Raw genomic sequence first — 21208 nt, 5'->3', positions numbered from 1 at the left:
TCCGTCCACGATCGCATGACAGGGGAGGGTTCTGCACTTCCCGTGTCCTGAATTGTGTCGGGAGGACGAGGGGAGCGTGGTGCATCTATTTCCGCTGTCCCCGAGTCAGCGGGGCCTGTGGTTCGCGCAGCAACTGAATCCCGACATACCGTTCACCACGGCGCAATACGTGGAGTTCCGTGGCGAGCTCGACGCGGACCTGGTTCGGGACGCCTGTAATCAGGCTGCGCGCGAGGTCGAGTCGGGCACTCTCGTGCTCGTCGAACAGGACGGCAAGCCGTTCCAGAAGGTCGTCCCCGAGATCGAGGACGCACCGCGTTACCTGGACCTGCGGTCCGAGAAGGACCCGGAAGCTGCAGCTCATCGCTGGATGACAGAGCAGTACACGAAGCCCCTCGACCTGCTGAGCGACCGGCTCATCGCCACCACCGTGCTGCGCATTGCGGACGACCGCTATTTCCTGTCGAGCTACGTCCACCACATCGCGCTCGACGGGCAGGGCGCGGTGAACATGCTCAACCGCGCCGCCGAGTTGTATTCGGCGTGGGTTTCCGGCTCCGAGGCGCCGCCGCTCAAGGCGATGCCAATCGCGGACATTCTCGATGTCGAGGCCGCGTATGTGGGCTCGAAGCGTCAGGACACCGACCGCCAGCACTGGCTCGAGCGCCTCGCCGACCTGCCCGAATCCGTGTCGTTCGTCGATCACGAAGCACCTCTCGGGGTGCCGGCACGTCGGGCGAACTCCGAACTCGACGCCGACACGGCTGCCGCGGTCTCGGCGCTCGCACACGACGCGAACTCCACCGACGTGCCGATCGTCCTCGCGGCGTTCGGCGCGTTCCTCGCCCGTACGACGGGTGTGGTCGACGTCGTGCTCAGCCTGCCCGTCTCGGCCCGCACCACCGCCGCGCTGCGTCGATCCGCTGGTGTTCTCGCCAACGTCGTGCCGTTGCGCCTATGTGTGGATCCGGCAGCAACACCCGTCGAACTCATCCGCGACGTGCAGGTGGAACTGAGCAGCACCCTGCGCCACCAGCGCTACCGGTACGAAGACATGCTCGCGGATCTGCGCAGTCTCGGCCGCTCCCGCGACGAGGCGGCGAGCCCGTTCGGCCCCACCGTCAACCTGATGATGTTCCATCCCGAGATCGCCTTCGGCGACGTGACGGGGGAGTACCACCACCAGTCCAGCGGCCCGATCGACGATCTCGCCGTGAACGTCTACCCGGGCGTCGCCGGCCGCACGATGCGCGTCGACTTCGAGGCCAACCCCAATCTCTACAGCGACGAGCACCTGTCGTCGCTGCACAGCCGTTTCCGCGGATTCCTGAAGGAATTCGTGCAGAACTCGGGCGTCGCGGTCGGCGATCTCGCCCTCGCCGACCCGGCCGAACTCGACGGCCTCGCTCCCGCCCGCGGACGCACCGCGCCCGAGCCGGAACTGCTGCCCGACGTCCTCACCCGCCACGCCGCGAGCGACACCGTCGCCGTCGTGGACGGACACGACAGCATCACCTACCGCGAACTCGACGCTCGCTCCGGCGCGCTCGCTCATGCGCTGGTCACGGTGGGTGCGGGCCCCGAAGAGCGCGTTGCGGTGCTGCTGCCTCGCTCGATCGATTCGGTGGTCGCACTGTGGGCCGTCGCCAAGACCGGCGCCGCCTACACCCCGCTCGACCCCGAACTTCCCGCCCGTCGCCTCGAGCAGGTGCTGCGCGACGTGCGGATCGCCGTCGCCCACGACCATCCGGTGCTGCCCGAGCACGTCACCCGCCTCGCGCCGCGAGCCGACGGATCCGGCGAGACCTTCACTGCCGAGCATCGCCTGCGGCCGCTGCACGTCGACAACACGGCGTGGGTCATCCACACCTCCGGTTCCACCGGCACCCCGAAGGCCGTCGCGGTCGGCCATCGCGGTGTGTCGGCGCTCGTGTCGACGCTGCGCGATCGCTACCGGGCCGATGAGACATCGCGGGTGCTGCACCTCGCGTCGCCGTCCTTCGATGCGTCGCTGCAGGAACTGCTCCTCGCCTTCGACGCCGGCGCGACTCTGGTGATCTGCCCGCCCGACGCCGTCGGCGGACCGGCGCTGGCAACCCTGCTGCGCAGCGAAGCCGTCACCCACGCGATCACCGCACCGGCGATCCTCGCCGTCACCCCCGACGACGGCCTGCCCGACCTGCAGGTTCTCGACGCCGGTGGCGAAGCACTGCCGCAGGCCGTGGCCGACCGCTGGTCCACCGGCCGCACCATGCTCAACGCCTACGGGCCCACCGAGACCACGATCCTCGCGACGCTCAGCGACCCGCTGCAGCCCGGTGCGGGCGTGCCGATCGGCCGGCCGATCGACGGCATGACCGCTGTCGTCCTCGACTCCCGCCTGCATCCCGTGCCCGCCGGCGTGATCGGCGAGCTGTATCTCGGGGGACCGGGCGTCGCGCGCGGCTACCTCGGCGCCCCGGCCTTCACCGCCGAACGCTTTGTCGCATCGCCGTTCGGTGGGCGCATGTACCGCACGGGCGACCGCGCCCGCTGGACCACCGACGGCCACCTCGAATTCCTCGGCCGCGCCGACCAGCAGGTGAAGATCCGCGGCTACCGCATCGAACTCGGCGAGATCGAAGCCGCGCTCGTCTCCTTCGACGAGGTGCAGGCCGCGACCGTCACCGTCCACGGCGAGCACATCGCCGCCTACGTCGTGGGCGACGTCGACCCCGCCGACCTCACCGTCCGCCTCGCCGACGAACTACCCACCTATCTGCGTCCGTCGTCGATCACCGTGCTCGAGGCGTTGCCGCTCACACCGGGCGGCAAGGTCGACCGGCGTGCGCTGCCCGCACCCGAGCGTGCCGTGGCCGTCGGATCGCGGCCGCCCAACGGCCCGACCGAGAAGATCGTTGCCGAGCTGTTCGCCGAGCTCACCGGCATCGACGACATCGGAGCCGACGACGACTTCTTCGCGCTCGGTGGTCACTCGCTCGGCGCCGCGCAACTCGCTGCCCGTCTCGGTGCCGCACTGGGCCGCGACGTGCAGCTGCGCGACGTGTTCGCCCACCCGACCGTCGCCCGACTGGCGGCCGCCGCGGCGAAGCGACCCGAATCGGAATCGCGACCCGTCGCCACCCCCGACACCGGACCGTCGCCGCTCGCCCCCGCGCAGCGCCGACTGTTCCTGCTCGCCCGGGCACACGGCGACCCGGCCGCCTACCACCTGCCGTTCGCGTTGCACCTCGACGGCGCCCTCGACCTGCCGGCCCTGCAGGCCGCGGTGGTGGACGTCCTCGACAGGCACGAAACCCTCCGCACCCTGTTCCGCCTCGAACTCGACGGCCCGGTGCAGGACGTGCTGCCGCTCGACCGTGCCGTGGCTGGTCTCGCACTCGAACCGGAAAACGCCGAAGGTGACGTCGAAGCCCTCATCACCGAGTGGGCGGCCGAACCGTTCGATCTCACCGCGCAGATCCCGTTCCGCATCCGCCTGCTGCGACTCGCCGACGACAAGCACGTGCTCGCCGTCGTCGCCCACCACATCGCGCTCGACGGTGCGTCGTTCGTGCCGCTCACCGCCGACGTCGCCACCGCCTACCTCGCCCGCACCGCAGGGGAGGCGCCCGCGTGGACGCCGCTGCCACTGCACTACCGGCACTACGCGCAGTGGCATCTCGACCGCCTCGGCGATCCGACGGCGCCCGACACCCGCGCCGGTCGCGAGATCGACTACTGGACACGCACACTCGACGGTCTCGCCGACGCCGCGCCGCTGCCCACCGACCGCCTCCGCAACGGCGGCTTCGGTCCCGCTGCGGCCGTGGACTTCACGGTGCCGGCGGACCAGGTCGCGGCGCTGCGGTCCGTCGCCGCCGCGCACGACGCCACCACCTTCATGGCCGTGCACGCCGCCGTCGCCGTGTGGCTCGCCGCCTGGACCTCCGGGCACGACATCGCCATCGGCACCGGAACAGCCGGTCGCGACCATCCCGACCTCGACGCACTCGTCGGCATGTTCGTCGGCACCGTCACCCTGCGGACGAACGTCGACCCGGCACAGCCGTTCACGTCGCTGCTCGCGCAGACCCGCGACACCGACCTCGACGCCTTCGCGCACGCCACCGTGCCGTTCGACTACGTCGTCGACGCCCTCGGCTTCTCGCCCTTCCACGTGATGCTCGCCTACGACAACGTGGACGTGCCCGACCTCGAACTGCCCGGCCTCACCGTGCGGCCGCAGGAGATCGCCTCTGCGCAGGCACGATTCGACCTCGAGATCTCGCTGCGCGAACTGCGCGACGGATCGCTCACCGGCCGCCTCGTCTACGACACGAAACTGTTCGACGACGACACCATCGCCCGCTGGGTGACCCGCCTGAGCGGAGTGCTCGAGCAGGTCGCGCAGCATCCGTCGCTGCCCGTCGGCGACCTGGATCTCGGCACTCTCTCCGTCGAACCGGCCGAACCCGGCCCGGAGGCGACCTTCGCCGAGATCATCGACCGGTCGCCGGCCTGCGTCGCCGAACCCGGTGGTCAGGCCGTCGAGATCCGCACGGCGGCACGCCCGCTCGCGTGGACGCTGATCGAGCAGGGCATCGGTACGGAAGACCGTGTGGCCGTCGTGCTCTCGCGGTCGACGCGTTCCGTGCTCGCTGCCGCGGCCGTGGCGCTGAGCGGCGCGGCCTTCGTCCCAGTCGACCCCAACCAGCCCGCCGCACGCATCGCCCAGTTGCTCGGCGCCTCCAGCGCGCGGTACGCGATCGTCGACGGCGACGTCGCGCTGCCCGACGGGGTCGAGCCGATCGCCTTCACCGTCGAGGGCGACACCCGCCCGATCACCGACGCGGATCGTGTGCGGCCGCTGCACGTCGACAACACCGCCTACGTCGTCTACACCTCGGGCTCCACCGGCCGGCCCAAGGGCGTGGTGGTCTCGCATCGCGGACTCGGCCCGCTCGCCCAGTCGTTCGTCGAACGCTTCGACCTGCCCACCATCTCGGACACCGCAACCGACGCACGGGTGCTGCACTTCGCCACCCCCGCCTTCGACGGCGCGGTGCTCGAATACGTCCTGGCGCTCACCTCCGGCGGCACGCTGGTGGTCGCGCCCGCCGACCTGTTCGGTGGCGACGAACTCGTGGAACTGCTTCGCACCGAAGGCATCACCCACTGGTTCTCGACGCCCTCGGTGCCCACACAGCTCGACCCCACCGGACTCGACGCCCTGCGCACCATCGCGATCGGCGGCGAGGCATGGCCCGTCGAGACCGCCGAACGCTGGGCACCCGGCCGCACCCTGCTCAACGTCTACGGACCCACCGAGACGACGGTGCTCGCCACATCGAGCGAACCCTTCGCACCCGGCGACCGGCTCACCATCGGCACCGGCCTCGTCGGCGTCACCGCGGTGGTGCTCAGCGAACGCCTGCGGCCCGTGCCCGAAGGTGTGACCGGCGAGCTGTATCTCGGGGGGCAGGGCGTCGCCCGCGGCTACCTCGACGCACCCGCGCTCACCGCCGACCGGTTCGTCGCCAACCCGTTCGGTACCGGGCGTCTCTACCGCACAGGTGACCTCGTCCGCTGGACCGGACACGACGACGACCGGGCCCTCGAATTCGTCGGCCGCAGCGACCACCAGGTCAAGATCCGCGGCTTCCGCATCGAACTCGGCGAGATCGACGCCACCCTGCAGACCCACCCGGGCATCGGCACCGCCGTGACCGTGGTGCGCGGCGACACCCTCGCCACCTACGTGCACAGCCGCAACGGCCGCCTCGACCCGCACGAGATCCGCGAATGGGCCGCCCAGCGGCTGCCCCGGCACATGGTGCCCGCGACCGTCACCGTGCTCGACGCGTTCCCGCTCACCAGCACCGGCAAGATCGACCGAGCCGCGCTGCCCGAGCCGGTGGTCACCGCGACCCGCACCGACGGATACCGCAGCGCCACCGAAGAACTCGTTGCCGGTGTCGTCGCCGACCTGCTCGACCTGCCGAGCGTCGCCGGATCCGACGACTTCTTCGCCGTCGGCGGCAACTCGCTGCTCGCGACCCAGCTCGCCGCGCGCCTGCGGGGAGTCGCGGGTCGCCGGATGGGTGTGCGCGACATCTTCGAGCACCCCACCGTCGCCGAACTCGCGAACCTGCTCGCCGAGGAACCCACCGGCGAGCACCTACCGCTCGTGCACATCGACGACGACAGCGACGCGCCGCTCGCCCCCGCGCAGCAGCGCATGTGGCTGCTCAACCGGTTCGACGTGGCCGACGGTATCGACGGCGGCGACCACATCGCCTTCGCGCTCGACCTCGACGCCGACACCGACCTCGACGCCGTGCGCGCGGCCGCCGCCACCGTGCTGACCCGCCACGACTCGCTGCGCACGGTCTTCCCCGACAGCCCGTCCGGCCCGCGCCAGCACGTGCTGCCGACGGTGACGCCCGACCTCGAGCCCGTCGACGCCGGCACCGACCTCGATGCGGAACTGATCGAATTCGCCTGCGAGCGTTTCGATCTCACCGTCGACCCGCCGATCCGCACCCGGCTGTATCGGACAAGCTCCGGCTACGTGCTCGCCGTGGTGATCGACCACATCGCCGCCGACGGCTTGTCGCTGCTGCCGCTCGGACGTGACGCCGTCGCCGCTTACCGTGCCCACCGCGACGGGGAGACTCCGGAGCTGCCGGCACCGTCGGTCACCTACCGCGACTACGCGCGCTGGCACCGGGCCGTGCTCGGCGACGAGAACGATCCCGACAGGCTCGCGGCACGGCAGCTCGCCTTCTGGAAGCAGACCCTCGACGATGCGTCGCCGCTGCTCGCGTTGCCCACCGACCGTCCCCGCAGCGCGGCGACCACCGGTACCGCGGGTCGCGCGAGTTTCACGGTCCCCGCCGAACTGCACGCCGCAGTCGACAAGCTCGCCCGCGCCCACGACGTCACGCCGTTCATGGTGATGCACGCGGCCTTTGCGATCTTGCTGTCGGCGCTCGCCGCCACTGACGACGTCACCATCGGCACGCCCGTCTCCGGACGCAGCGACGCCGCGGTCGACGACGTGGTGGGCATGTTCGTCGGCACCGTGCCGCTGCGGTTGCGGGTGCATCCGCGCCGCACCTTCGCCGACCTGCTCGCCGACACCCGTCGCGCCGACCTCGACGCCTTCGCCCACGCCGACGTGCCGCTCGATCGCATCGTCGACGCGGTGGGGGCCGGCACCGACGCGCACCACCCGTTGTTCCAGGTCATCCTGGCGTACGAGTCGTTCTCGCTCGACGAGTTCACGCTGCCCGGCAGCTCCACGACGATCCGCGAAATCCCGGTGGGCACGGCCCGCGTCGACCTCGAACTGACCGTCCGCGAACGCCGTTCCGAGACCGGTGTACCCGCCGGTTTGGAAACGGTCCTCACGTACGCGGACGAACTTTTGGATTCGCACACGATTGCGCAGTGGCAGTCGTGGTTCGTGCGTATCCTCGATGCCGTTACCGCCGACCCGGCTGTGTCGGTCGGCGGTATCGAGTTGGGCGACGCCGACCTCACCCCCGTCGGCGTCGCGCAACAACTTTCGGCAGAGTCGCTGCCCGAGCTGGTCGCGCAGCGCGTGGCCGACGATCCGGCGGCCGTCGCCGTGGTGGGGGACGGGTACTCCCTCAGTTACGGCGCGCTGTGGTCGCGTTCGGGCGCGCTCGCCAAACTCCTCCGCGAACGCGGCGTCACCGCCGAGGACGTCGTCGCCGTCGCGCTGCCGCGCACCCCCGACCTCGTCGTCGCGATCCTCGCCGTCTCCCGCGCCGGTGGAATCTACCTGCCCGTCGACGTCACGCATCCCGCCACGCGACTGCAGGTCCTGTTCGACGACGCGCAGCCCTCGCTGGTCGTCACCGACAACGACTTCACCGACGTCCGCGTGCCGACGCTGCGACTCGACGACCCGGAGGTGGCCGGCCGCCTCGACGACGGCGCCCTGTTCGACTTCCCGCTCGTCGCGGATCTCGGCGCCTACATCGTCTACACCTCCGGCTCCACCGGAACCCCCAAGGGCGTGCAGGTCACGCACCGCAACGTGCTGTCGCTGCTCGCCGCGACCGTCGACGAGTTCGGACTGCGCGCCGACGACGTGTGGACGATGTTCCACTCGCCGGCCTTCGACTTCTCCGTGTGGGAGATGTGGGCACCGCTCGCCACCGGCGCTTCCGTGGTGGTGATCGACCACCTCACCGTGCGCGACCCGGCCGCCTTCGTGGACGTGCTCACCAGCAACCGGGTGACGGTGCTCAACCAGACCCCCACGGCCTTCTACCAGCTCGCCGCCACCGATCACGCGCCGCTCGAAGACCTGCGGCTGCTGATCTTCGGCGGCGAAGCCCTCGACCCCGCGCGGGTGCGCCCGTGGGCCGAGCGTCATCCGCATGTGCGGGCGGTCAACATGTTCGGCATCACCGAGACCACCGTGCACGTCACCTTCGGAGACGCCACCGCGACCGGCATCGGTGCGCCGCTGCCCGGTCTCGCCGTGGATGTGCTCGACTCGTCGCTGCGACCCGCACTGCCCGGTGCGATCGGCGAACTGTACGTGCGCGGAGACCAACTCGCGCGCGGCTACCGCGGACGCCCCGGCCAGACCGCGACCCGCTTCGTCGCCGCTCCCGGTGGCACCCGCCGCTACCGCACCGGCGACCTCGGCCGCCGCGACACCAGCGGTGCCCTGCACTATCTCGGTCGCGCCGACCAGCAGATCGAACTGCGCGGCTACCGCATCGAACCCGGCGAGATCGAAGCCGCCCTGCTGCGCAGCAAGGGCGTGCGCCAGGCCGTCGTGCTGCTGCGCGACGACCGCCTCGTCGCCTATCTCGTCGGCGGCGACGCCACCGCGGCCCTGTGCGACCTGCGACGCAGCCTGCCCGACTACCTCGTCCCGTCGGCCGCCGTGGCTCTCGACGCGCTGCCGCTCACCGCCAACGGCAAGCTCGACCGCGCCGCGCTGCCCACCCCCGACGTCACCGCCGATGGGGGAGCGGCACCGCACGGACCGGTCGAGGAACTCGTCGCGGACGTGTGCGCCGAACTGCTCGGCATCACTGCCGGCACCCTCGGCGCCGACGACGACTTCTTCCACCTCGGCGGCAACTCACTGCTCGCCACGCGCCTCGCCGGTCGCCTGTCGGACGTGCTCGACGCCGACGTCACCGTGAGAGACATCTTCGAGAACCGGACCATTACAGCCCTAACTTCACACATAACCAGTGGAAGCGATAAGCCCTCTCGCCGTGCGCGTCTCGTCGCCGACCCCGACGCACCCGCCCCGTTGTCGGCGGCCCAGCAGCGCCTGTGGTTCATCAACCGCTTCGACCCGGCCTCCCCGAGCTACAACCTGCCGTTCGCGGTGCGGCTCGACGGGAACCTCGACCTCGACGCCCTCGCCGCCGCTGTAGCCGACGTGCTCGAACGGCACCGCACGCTGCGCACCGTCTACCCGGCCGCCGACGAATACACCGTGCTGCCCGCAGCGCGCCCCGATCTCGATCCGGTGGCCGTACCGGATGACGCCCTCGACGAGTTCGTCCGCGACTACGCCACCACCGGCTTCGACCTCACCGTCGAACCCCCGGCCCGCATGCGGCTGTACCGGACGGCACCCGATCGGCACGTGCTGCTCGTCGTCCTGCACCACATCGCAGCCGACGGCTGGTCGCTCACGCCGCTGCTGCGCGACATCGCCGTCGCCTACGACGCCCGCCTCACCGGCGCGACCCCCGAACTGCCGGAACTGCCCGTCCAGTACACCGACTACGCGCGGTGGCAGCGCAGCGTCGCCGACGAACAGATCCCGTACTGGCTGGGCGAACTCGCCGACCTGCCCGACGAGGTGACCCTGCCCGGCGACCGGCCACGCCCCGCGCAACCCACCGGACACGGTGCCGCCCACACCATCTCGCTCGACGTCGACCTCGTCCGAGGTTTGCACACGCTGGCACGTGAGGGTCGCGCGACGGTGTTCATGGTGCTGCACGCCGCACTCGCGGCGTTGCTCGCGCGGCACGGTGCCGGTCGCGACATCCCCATCGGCACCGCCGTCTCCGGTCGCGGCGACCCGCAGCTCGACGACGTCGTCGGCATGTTCGCCGGCACCCTCGTGCTGCGCACCGACGTCGACCCCGACGCCACCTTCACCGAGCTGCTCGCGCAGGTGCACCGCCGCGACCTCGCCGCCTACGGCAACCCGGACGCACCGTTCGAGACGCTCGTCGAGAAGCTGCAGCCCGCCCGCAGCGAAGCACGGCACCCGCTGTTCCAGGTGGCGCTGGCGCAGGCGCGACCCGTCGCGTCGACCTTCGCGCTGCCCGGCCTGAACGTCACCGCCGCGCCTGTCGACACCGAAACGGTCAACGTCGACGTGCAGGTCACCGTCACCGAGCAGCAGGACGGCATCGACCTCGAATTCTTCTACAGCACAGACCTGTACGACGCCGACACCGTCGCCGCCTACGCCGACCGCCTGCGAACGATCCTGAGCGCGGCCGTCGCCGATCCGGACGTGCGGGTCGGGGAGATCGCCCTGCACGGCGACGCCGGCCTGCCCACCGTCGGCGCTGTGCCGGGCGCACCCCGGTCGCTGCGCCAGTGGCTCGCGCAGGGCGCGGCTGCCGGCGGCGAGGAACTCGCGATCATCGACGACGACCGCGAACTGTCGTATCCCGAACTGCTCTACTATTCCGACGCTCTCGCCGCGCGCCTCCAGCTCGCCGGGGTGCGCCCGGGCGATCCGGTCGCGTGCGCCTACCCGCGCTCGCTCGAATCGGTGCTCGCCGTGTGGGGCACCGTCGGCGCCGGCGCCGCACCCATGCTCGTCGACCCCACCGCCCCCACCGCGCGCCTGGCCGAGATGCTCGCCGACGTGCGCGTGGGAGTCGGTGAAGCGCCGACACTTCCGGCGACCGTGCGGTGGCTCGAGGTGACCTCCGACGACGAGGAACCGCTCGCCGACGTCGTCGATCCCGCACCCGACGCCCCCGCCTACTTCGTCTTCACCTCCGGCACCACCGGACACCCCAAGGCCGTCACCGTCACCCAGCGCGCCGCGAGCGCGTTCGCCGAGGACATCGGCGAATACCTCGCCGCCTTCCCGGGCGATCGCGTCCTGCACGTCGCGGCACCGTCGTTCGACGCCGCGATGCTCGAGATGCTCACCGCCGGCATCTCCGGCGCGACGCTCGTGGTGGCCGACGCCGACAGCTACGGCGGCGCTGCCCTCGGTGGCCTGCTCGACAGTGCCGCGATCACCCACGCGGTGATGACGCCGTCGACGCTCGCGACCGTGCCGGTGCGCGACCTGCCGGCCCTGCGCACGCTCGTGCTCGGCGGTGACCGGCTCACTCGCGAGATCGTCGACCGCTGGGGAGACGGGCGCACCCTCGTCAACAGCTACGGCCCGGCCGAGGCCACGATGTTCGTCACCAACTCGCAGCCGCTGCGACCCGGCGACGACATCGTCATCGGCACCCCGGTCCGCGGCGTCACCGTCGAGGTCCTCGACGAGCGACTGCGTCCCGTGCCCGCCGGCGTGGTCGGCGAACTGTACGTCTCGGGACCGCGACTCGCGTCCGGCTACCGGGATGCCGCTGGGCGCACCGCCTTGCGGTTCGTCGCCGGACCCGACGGCCGTCGCTACCGCACCGGCGACCTCGTGCGCTGGACCCGCGCCGGTGCCCTCGAATTCGTCGGCCGCAGCGACAACCAGATCAAGCTGCGCGGCGTGCGCATCGAACCCGGCGAGATCGACACCGCTCTCACCGCTCTCGACGGCGTCGACCGGGCCGTGACCCTCGTGCGCAGCGGCCGCCTCATCTCCTACGTCACCGGTGAGAACCTGGACGACGCAGACCTGCGAGCCCAGCTGCGCACCGTCCTGCCCGCGCACCTCGTGCCCACCGCGATCGTGCCGCTCGCCGCAATCCCGCTCACCTCCCACGGCAAGGTCGACGCCGCCGCCCTGCCCGAACCCGCAGCCGGGGAAGGCAGCGAACCCCGCACGGGGACCGAAGCACTCGTCGCCCGCATCATCGGCGACGTCCTCGGCGACGGCACCACGGTGGGACGCACCGACGACTTCTTCGCCGTCGGCGGCAACTCGCTGCTCGCCACCGTCCTCGTCGGGCGTCTGCGCGACGAGACCGGCACCGACGTGCCGCTGCGCACCGTCTTCGCGAACCCCACCGTCGACGCGCTCGCCGCCGCCCTCGACGCCGGTGGTTTCGACACCGACGCCGGACCCGTCGCCGTGTCGCCGCGACCGGAACGGATCCCGCTCAGCCGCGCCCAGCGTCGCCTGTGGGGACTGAGTTCGCTCGCCCCCGATGCCTACCGGCTGCGCAGCGAGGTCAACCTGAGCGGACCGCTCGACCTCGGTGCCCTGCAGGCCGCGCTCGGCGACGTCGCGCTGCGCCACGAGATCCTGCGCACCGACTACATCGTCGATGGCGACGGGGTCTACCAGCAGGTCCACGAGGCGCCGCGCAGCGACCGGTGGCGCGTGCGACTCGAACGCACCGGCCCCGACCAGCACGTGCTGTATCTCGACGTCGACCATTCGATCGCCGACGGCACGTCGCTGCGGCCGTTGCTGCGCGACCTGACGATTGCCTATCTCGCCCGCGTGAACGGCGCCGCACCGCAGTGGGAACCGCTGCCGCTGCAGTACGCCGACTACGCCCTGTGGGAAGCCGAACGCGGCATCCCCGAACGCGATCTGGAGCACTGGCGACGCGCCCTCGACGGACTCACCGTCACCGAACTACCCGCCGACGCCACCGGAACCGACACCGGTGCGCGCAGCGTCGACTTCAGGGTGCCCGCCGAGGTACGCGACGCGCTCGCCGACCTCGCCCGCGCCCACGGCGCCACCGAGTTCATGGTGCTGCACGCCGCGCTGTCGGTACTGCTCGCGCGACTCGGCGGCAGCGACGACATCGCCGTCGCCGCCGTGGTGGGCGGACGCCGCTGGGCGCAGCTCGAAGACCTCGTCGGCCCGTTCCTCGACACCCTCGTGCTGCGCGCCCGCGTGGCCCCCGACATGTCGTTCGCTGGGCTGCTCGGCCAGGTCCGCGACTTCGACGTCGCCGCCTTCGACCACGTCGCCGTGCCCTACGAGCAGCTGCTGTCGGAGCGGCAGAGCGGCGCACCGCAGGTCGCGCTGGCGCTGCAGGACTTCGGCATCAACCCGATCAGCCTGGGAGAGCTCACCGTCGAGGCCCGCGAAGTCCTCGACGACACACCGAAGTTCGATCTGCAGTTCACGCTGGCCCCACGTCCCGACGGTTACACCGGCACGCTCGTGTTCGACGCCTCCCGCTTCGCCGGCCGCACCGCCGAACTGCTCGTCAGCCGTTTCGTCGCGCTGCTCGGCAGCCTGGCGAGCGCACCCGACAGGACCATCGGTGAAGTGGTCGTCGATGCCCCGGCCGCCGCCCTCGACGGCGGCGAACCGGCCCCGGCACACACACTCGCCGAGATGTTGCGCGCCACCGCCGCCGCCCATCCCGACCGGGAAGCCCTGCGCGGCGACGGCGAATCGCTCACCTACCGCGAACTCGACGAGCAGTCCGACGCCCTCGCCGAGGAACTGCGGGCCGACGGCGCGCGGGACGGGAAGATCGTGCGCATCGACGCACCGCGCAGCGTCGACTACATCCGCACCCTGTGGGCCATCACCAAGACCGGTGCGGCCTTCACACATTCGCGGCAGGCAGGGGAGACGTGCCTGCCCGGAACCGCCTACGTCGTGTCCACCTCCGGCTCCACCGGCACCCCGAAGCGGGTCGCGGTGACGCACCGCGGACTCGCCCCGCTCGCCGCCGAAGCGGCCGAGCGTTACCGGGTGGAGCCCGGAGACCGCGTGCTGCACGGCTATTCACCCGAGTTCGACGCGGCACTGCTCGAACTGCTGCTCGCCCACACCACCGGTGCGACGCTCGTCGTCGCACCCCCGGACGTCTACGCCGGTCAGGACCTGCACCGCTACCTCGCCGAACAGCGCATCACCCATTACCTGTCGACCCCCACGGTGCTCGGCACCCTCGATCCCGAGGGACTGCCCGACCTGAAGGTCGTCGCCTCCGGAGGCGAATCCCTGTCGCCGTCGCTCGCGGCGCGCTGGGCCGACGGCCGCGTGATGCTCGACGCCTACGGACCGACCGAGGCCACGATCGTCGCGACCCTCGTCGACATCGAACCCGGCACCCGACCGAGCATCGGCAAGCCCGTGCCCGGCACCGTCGCCCACGTGCTCGACGCGCGCTTGCGTCCCGTGCCCGCCGGAGGCGTCGGCGAGTTGTATCTCGCGGGTGAGGGCCTCGCCGCCGGATATCTCGACGACCCGGCCCGCACCGCCGAACGCTTCGTGGCCGCTCCCGGTGGTGCCCGCATGTACCGCACCGGCGATCGCGTCCACCGCCGCGTCGACGACACCCTCGGCTATCTCGGCCGCACCGATCGCCAGCTCAAGGTGCGCGGCGTGCGCATCGAACCCGGCGAACTCGAAGCCACGCTGCTCGCCCAGCCCGGTATCCGGCAGGCAGCGGTGGTCGCGGTGAGCGGCACGCTCGTCGCGTTCGCGGCCGGACCGGACCTGTCGGCCGACGACATCACCGCGCGACTCGCGCTCGTCGTGCCGCCGCACCGCATGCCGACCCGCGTGCACGCGCTCGACCAGCTGCCCCTCACGCCCAACGGCAAGCTCGACGTCGCCGCGCTCGAACTGCACGACGCCGCGGCCCTCGACGACGACGCGGCCCTCGACCGGCCGCTCACCGACGCCGAGGATCTCGTCGTCACCGTCGCCGAGGACGTGCTCGGTGCCCGCCCGGCCGCGCACCGCGGGTTCTTCACCGCCGGCGGCGACTCGCTGTCGGCCGTCGTCTTCGCCGCGCGGCTGAGCGAGGCGTTCGGCACCGACGTGCCGGTGCGCGAGGTGCTCGCCGCCCCCACGCTCGCCGCGCTCGCCGCCCGCATCGAATCCGGCGACGACCAGCGCGTCGCGCTGCGGCACTACGACGACGACACCCCGGCACCGATCGCCCCCGCGCAACGTCGCCTCGGCATCGTCGCGCGGTCCGAGACCGGCACCGCCGGCTATCTCGTGCCGGTCGTGCTCACGCTGAGCGGCGACCTCGACGTCGACGCCCTCACCGCCGCGGTGAGCGATGTCGTCGACCGCCATCGCGTGCTGCGCACCGCCTTCACCGACGACGTGCAGGTACCCGTCGACCCGCCGGTGCTCGAACACTCCGCGCCGGAGGACGTCGCCGCGGCCGTGACCGCCACGATCACCACGCCCTTCGACATCACGGCGCAGGCCCCGATGCGGATCCGGTTGTTCGACGTCGAACCCGGCCGCTGGGTGCTCGCTGCCGCCGTGCACCACATCGCGTTCGACGGCGCATCCGTCGGTCCGCTGCTCACCGATCTCGCCGTCGCCTACGCCGCGCGTCGCGGGGCAGAAGCGCCGGTCTTCGAGTCGCTGCCCGTCACCTACGGCGACTACGCGCGCTGGCAGCACGAACTGCTCGGCGACCCCACCGATCCGGGCTCGCTCGCCGCCCGCCAACTCGACTACTGGACAACCACACTCGCCGGCCTGCCCGACGGCCCGCTGCCGCTGCCCGCCGATCGGCCGCGCCCCGCGCAGCCGACCCACCGTGGCGCGCAGATCGTCTCGACCCTCGACGCCGAGACCCACCGTCGCCTCCGGGACGTCGCGCGCAGCCACGACGTCACCGTGTTCATGCTCGTCCACGCGGTGCTCGCCGCGATGCTCGCGCGTCGCAGCGGACGCACCGACATCGCCGTGGGCACGGCGATCGCGGGTCGCACGGATGCCCGCCTCGACCGGCTCGTGGGCATGTTCGTCGGCACCGTCGTGCTGCGCACCGCCGTCGACCCGTCGCGTCCGTTCACCGACTTGCTGCGCGACGTGCGGGCCACCGATCTCGGTGCGCTCGCGCACGCCGACGTGCCGTTCGACGAGGTCGTCGCCCGCCTCGCGCCGCGGCGCGACCCGTCGTACAGCCCGCTCTTCCAGGTGTTGCTCACGCACCGCGTCGAGGCCGGCGAGGTGCTGCCGCAACTGCCGGATGTGCAGATCGCCGAGACCGACGCCGGGGAACCGGCCGCGCAGTTCGACGTGGTCGTCGAACTCGTCGAGCGCGAGGCCGGACTCGACCTGCGCCTGGTCTATGCGACGGATCTGTTCGACGACACTACCGGCGACGCGATGCTCACCGACCTCGTGGCGATGCTCGCCGCCGCCCTCGCCGAACCCGACCGCGCCGTCGGCGATCTCGCCGTGCCGGTGCCCGCACCGCTGTCGGCTCCCGCCGTCGCACCGCGCACCCTGCCCGAGATCTTCGCGACCGCCGTCGAGCAGCATCGCGGACGCATCGCGGTGCGCTCCGGCACCGTCGCCTGGACGTACGGCGGACTCGACGCCCGCGCCGACGAGATCGCCTCCGTGCTCGCCTCCCACGGCGTACGACGCGGAGACCTCGTCGCGATCGCCGTGCCGCGCAGCGAGTACTGGCCGCTCGCCGTCTGGGCGATCACGAAACTCGGTGCGGCATGGGTGTCCGTCGACCTCACCCAGCCCGACGCGCGCAGCGCCGCGATCCTTGCCGACTCCGGTGCTCGCATCGGCCTGACCGTCGGCTACCGCGAACTCGGCCACGTGACGTGGCTCGACCTCACCGCCGACCGCAGCATCGACTTCGACGCCGTCGAACCCCCGCGTCCCGCAGTCACATCCGGCGACCTCGCCTACACGATCTACACGTCCGGCACCACAGGCACGCCGAAGGGCGTCGACGTCACCCACCGTGGGCTCGCGGCGCTGCTCGACGTGCAGACCGCCCTGCTCGACCTCGGGCCGGAATCGCGCGTGCTGCAGGTCGCCTCGCACACCTTCGACGCCGCGGTCTTCGAACTGCTCTCCGCCCACGCGCACGGCGGTGCCCTTGTGATCGCCCCCGACCACACCTTCGCCGGGGAACCCCTGCAGGAGCTGATCGTCGACGAGCGCGTCATGCACCTCAACCTCACGCCCACCGTGCTCGGCACCCTCGACCCCGAGGCATTCGAGCCGACGACGATCGTCGCCGCGGGTGAGACCCTGCCCGGTGCACTGGTGGGCCGCTGGTCGCGGCACCGGATCGTCAACGGCTACGGACCCACCGAATTCACCGTCGCCGTCTCGTATTCCGCGCCGCTCACCGATGACGAGAAGCCGAGCATCGGCACGCCTGTCGCGGGAGCTACCGCCTACGTGCTCGATTCGCGTCTGCACCCCGTGCCGCGCGGCATCGTCGGCGAGCTCTACGTGACCGGTGACAGCACCGCCCGCGGCTACCGCTACGAATCCGGCCTCACCGCAACGCGATTCGTCGCGAACCCGTTCGGCGACGACGGGTCGCGGCTGTACCGCACGGGCGACCTGGTTCGGATCCTGCCGAACGGGGTACTGGATCACGTGGCCCGCATCGACGACCAGGTGAAGATCCACGGCATCCGCGTCGAACCCGCCGAGGTCGACGCGGCGCTGCTGAACCGTCCGGGAGTCGCGGCGGCCGTGACCGTTCCGCATCCCGGACGTGACGGCGACACCGTGCTCGTCTCCTATATCCAGCCCGAGACCGGCACCGCACCGGACACGGCAGCGTTGCGTCGCGCGCTCGTCGCCGACCTGCCGCGTCACCTGCGGCCGGTGAGCATCACCGTCGTCGACGCACTGCCGCTGATGGCATCCGGCAAGGTCGACCGCGCGGCGCTGCCCGCCCCCGACACCGCCGTCGACGAACCATATGTGGCGCCGCAGGGACACATCGCGCAGACCGTCGCCGCGGTGTTCGCCCGCCACCTCGACCGGCCGATCGACGAGATCTCTGCTGACCGAAGCTTCTTCGACCTCGGTGGCAGTTCCATCGCGGCCGTCACCGTCGCCGGTGAACTGCGCGACGAGCTCGGCGCCGACGTTCCCGTCGAGTGGCTGTTCACCAGCCCGGATCTCGCGTCGCTCGCCGACCGCATCGACCACGGCCGCAGTAATGACGAACGCGACCCGCTCGGCAGCCTCGTCGAGATCGCCGGTCGCGGTGACGAGAAGCCGCCGTTGTTCTGCGTGCACCCCATCAGCGGACTCGCATGGATGTACGCCGGTTTCGCGCAGCATCTCGACGGCCGTACCCTCTACGGTCTCCAGGCAACGGGCTTCGACGACATTCCGGACAGCATCGGCGAACTCGCCGCGCGGTATGTGGCCGAAATCCGTAAGGTGAGGGCCGATGGTCCCTACCACCTGCTGGGCTGGTCGGTGGGCGGCACCATCGCACACGAGATGGCCGTGCAGCTCCGCGAGCACGGAGAGCAGGTCGGTGCGGTAGTGCTGCTCGACACGCTCACGCCCGAGACTGTGCCTGCCGAGCCCCACCCGACGGCAGAGAACGTACCCGACATCGCCGGGCTGCCCGAAGAACTCGTCGCCGAGGTCCGGCGCCGCACCGACGCCGCCGCGCAGGCCGTCGAAGACGCGGTGCGCCGACACACCCTCAGCGAATACGACGGCGACATCGACCTGGTGGTCGCCGAACCCGATCTCGACCGGCACCCAGATATCGCCGCCACCTGGCAGCGATATGTGCGCGGTCTCGTCGTCGAACATCCGGTGCCGTTCACGCACTCGGAACTGGCCGATTCGGACGCGGTGCGTGCGATCGGCCCGGTGCTCGACAGCGTGCTCGAGTGCCACGACGACCCCCACACCGCGCCCGCCGGGTGCGCACGCAGTGTTACCGCAACGAGGGAGACGCCCTGATGGAAGTACATGATTACCTGCGAATTCTGCAGGCGAGGTGGAAGATCGTCGCCGTCACGACGGTGGTGGCGGTTCTTGCCGCCCTCGGCGCCTCCCTGCTGACCACGCCGCAGTACGAAGCCAAGACACGCCTGTTCGTGTCGACCTCGTCGGGCGCATCGGTGCAGGAGATCTATCAGGGCAACCTGTTCTCGCAGCAGCGAGTCACCTCCTACACCGAACTGCTCGAGGGCACCACCCTCGCGCAGCGCACCCTCGACAAGCTCGGTCTCGGCGAGATGTCGGCCGTCGATCTCGCCGGCAAGGTGACCGCCTCGTCGACCCCCGACACGGTGCTCATCGACACCGCCGTCACCGACGAGTCGCCCGAGCGTGCCCGCGACCTCGCCAACGCACTGTCGGACGAGTTCGTCGTCATGGCACGCGAACTGGAGACCCCCGAGGACGGCGGCCCGCCGACCGCCCGCGTGGTGGTCGAGCAGTACGCGGCTACGCCGTCGGCGCCGGTGACGCCGAAGACCACACGGAACGTCGCGCTGGGTCTGGCCGTCGGTGTGCTGCTCGGCATCGCCCTCGCGGTGCTGCGCGATCGCCTCGACAACACCATCAAGGACCGCAACGCCGTCGAGGAGCTCGCCGGCACCGGTGTGGTGGGTGTGATCCCGCTCGAGAAGGCCCGGCAGGAGGAGCCGGCGATCGTGTTCGCGGACGCCAACAGCGGCGACGCCGAGGCCTACCGGGAGATGCGGACCAACCTGCAGTTCCTCGAGGTCGACAACCCGCCGCGCGCGATCGTTATCACCAGTTCCCTGCCCGGCGAGGGCAAGACCACCACGGCCGTCAACCTGGCCCTGGTGCTCGCCGAGGCCGGTCACTCCGTCGTGCTCGTCGAAGCCGACCTGCGCCGTCCGCGTGTGACCAAGTACCTCGGCTCGCTCGGCGACGCCGGCCTGTCGAACGTGCTCGCACACACGGCTGCACTCGAGGACGTGCTCCAGCCCACGCGCTTCGACGGCATGTGGGTGCTCGCGGCCGGCGGTCTGCCGCCCAACCCGTCCGAGCTGCTCGGTTCCGCGCATGCGCGGGAGGTGATCGAGGACCTGCGGTCGCGCTTCGACTACGTCATCATCGACGCGCCGCCGCTGCTGCCCGTCACCGACGCGGCGATCCTCGCGAACATCGCCGACGGTGCGCTGCTCATCGCGCGTTACGGCAAGACCACCCGCGAGCAGTTCGCGCGGGCCGTCGGCAACCTGCGGGCGGTCAACGCGCCCGTGCTGGGCACGATCCTGGCGCTGACCCCGACCAAGGGACGCGGCACGGCCTACGAATACCGCTACTACTACAGCTCCGACAAGGACGGTGCTGCTCCGGCAGCCGCCCAGACGAGCACGCCGGCGACGCAGCGTGTCGGAGCGCCGGCACCGACCGCACCGGCCGCCCAGCCGGCTGCGCAGGCTCAGACGACCGCGTCGGCACCCGTCGAGGGACCGGCCCGGCCGCAGAACGGTCAGCATCATGTCGAGCCGCCGGCCACGCAGGCCCACCCGGCGCCGAGCAACGACGCCTACCACTACCGCGCTGCGGAGCAGTTCCCGCCGGCGCCGCAGCCGGCATCGGAGCGATACGGCAGCGAGCCCTACCAGGCGCCGCAGGCGTACTCCGCCGCCGAGCCGCTGTCGCGACCCGTGGTGCACGCACCGCGACGCCCGGTGAACGACTCAGGCTCGGAGAGCGGCGAGGAGAGGTAGCAACAGATCGGCGATCTCGGATCCGACCGTGACGAACGTCTCCTCGTCTCGGCCGATCGGGTCGACGATGTCCTCCGGCCCGGGTGCAGACATCTGCGCCCGGGCCGTCGTCAGTTCTGCGATGGTCCGCGCACCGGTGACGTTCTGCAGCCGGGCGGCCTCGCGCAGCGTGAACGTCACCCGCATCCTGCGCGGTGCGAGCTGGATGACCTTGGCGCGGTGCCGCTCGCTCATCGTGATGATCATGTCGGAGTCCTCCGCGATCGGCGGGGTGATCCGACGCGCAGCGAATCCGTCCGGATCGCCTCCGAGCTGCTGCAACACGAGTGCCGCGGTGGGTTCCATGCCGTAACCGACCATCGCCCGGGTGCCGGCGCTGTGCGCCGAAAGGTCCTCGCGACCGGCCTCGGCCGCGTATGCGGTGGTCAACCTCTCTGCGGTGGGTGATCGGCAGATGTTTCCGGTACACACATAGAGAATCCGCATTCGGCGATCCTATGGGAGACGCTATCCAGGCGCTCAGGAGCCATCTCCGGGGTGCTCCGTCCCGGCGTACGTCATACGAACGGCCCTCGTGACCCGCCGGTAACGTTCTGTACCATCGTCGGTGATT

3 protein-coding genes are annotated in these 21208 nt (G+C 71.2%); 2 read left to right on the top strand and 1 reads right to left on the bottom strand.

The genetic code is table 11. From position 1 onward, the window contains the following. Positions 1-76 precede the first annotated feature (76 nt). Entirely contained in the window at positions 77-18844 is an 18768-nt protein-coding gene (locus KXC42_RS19675) for a non-ribosomal peptide synthetase (protein ID WP_257605884.1), read from the top strand. Then, entirely contained in the window at positions 18844-20595 is a 1752-nt protein-coding gene (locus KXC42_RS19670) for a polysaccharide biosynthesis tyrosine autokinase (RefSeq protein ID WP_019291002.1), read from the top strand. The genes KXC42_RS19675 and KXC42_RS19670 overlap by 1 nt, the downstream gene beginning before the upstream one ends. On the opposite strand, the gene KXC42_RS19665 is transcribed toward KXC42_RS19670, so the two are convergent. Beyond that, positions 20566-21081, bottom strand: coding sequence for a low molecular weight phosphatase family protein (locus KXC42_RS19665; RefSeq protein WP_033096244.1), 516 nt, complete (start codon positions 21079-21081; stop codon positions 20566-20568). The genes KXC42_RS19670 and KXC42_RS19665 overlap by 30 nt on opposite strands. Positions 21082-21208: the final 127 nt, after the last annotated feature.

It is taken from the genome of Rhodococcus sp. LW-XY12 (assembly GCF_019317345.1).
Taxonomy (GTDB): Bacteria; Actinomycetota; Actinomycetes; order Mycobacteriales; family Mycobacteriaceae; genus Rhodococcus; species Rhodococcus pyridinivorans.
Note: the sequence above shows the minus strand (reverse complement) of the source record. Positions and strands in the feature narration are given on the sequence as shown.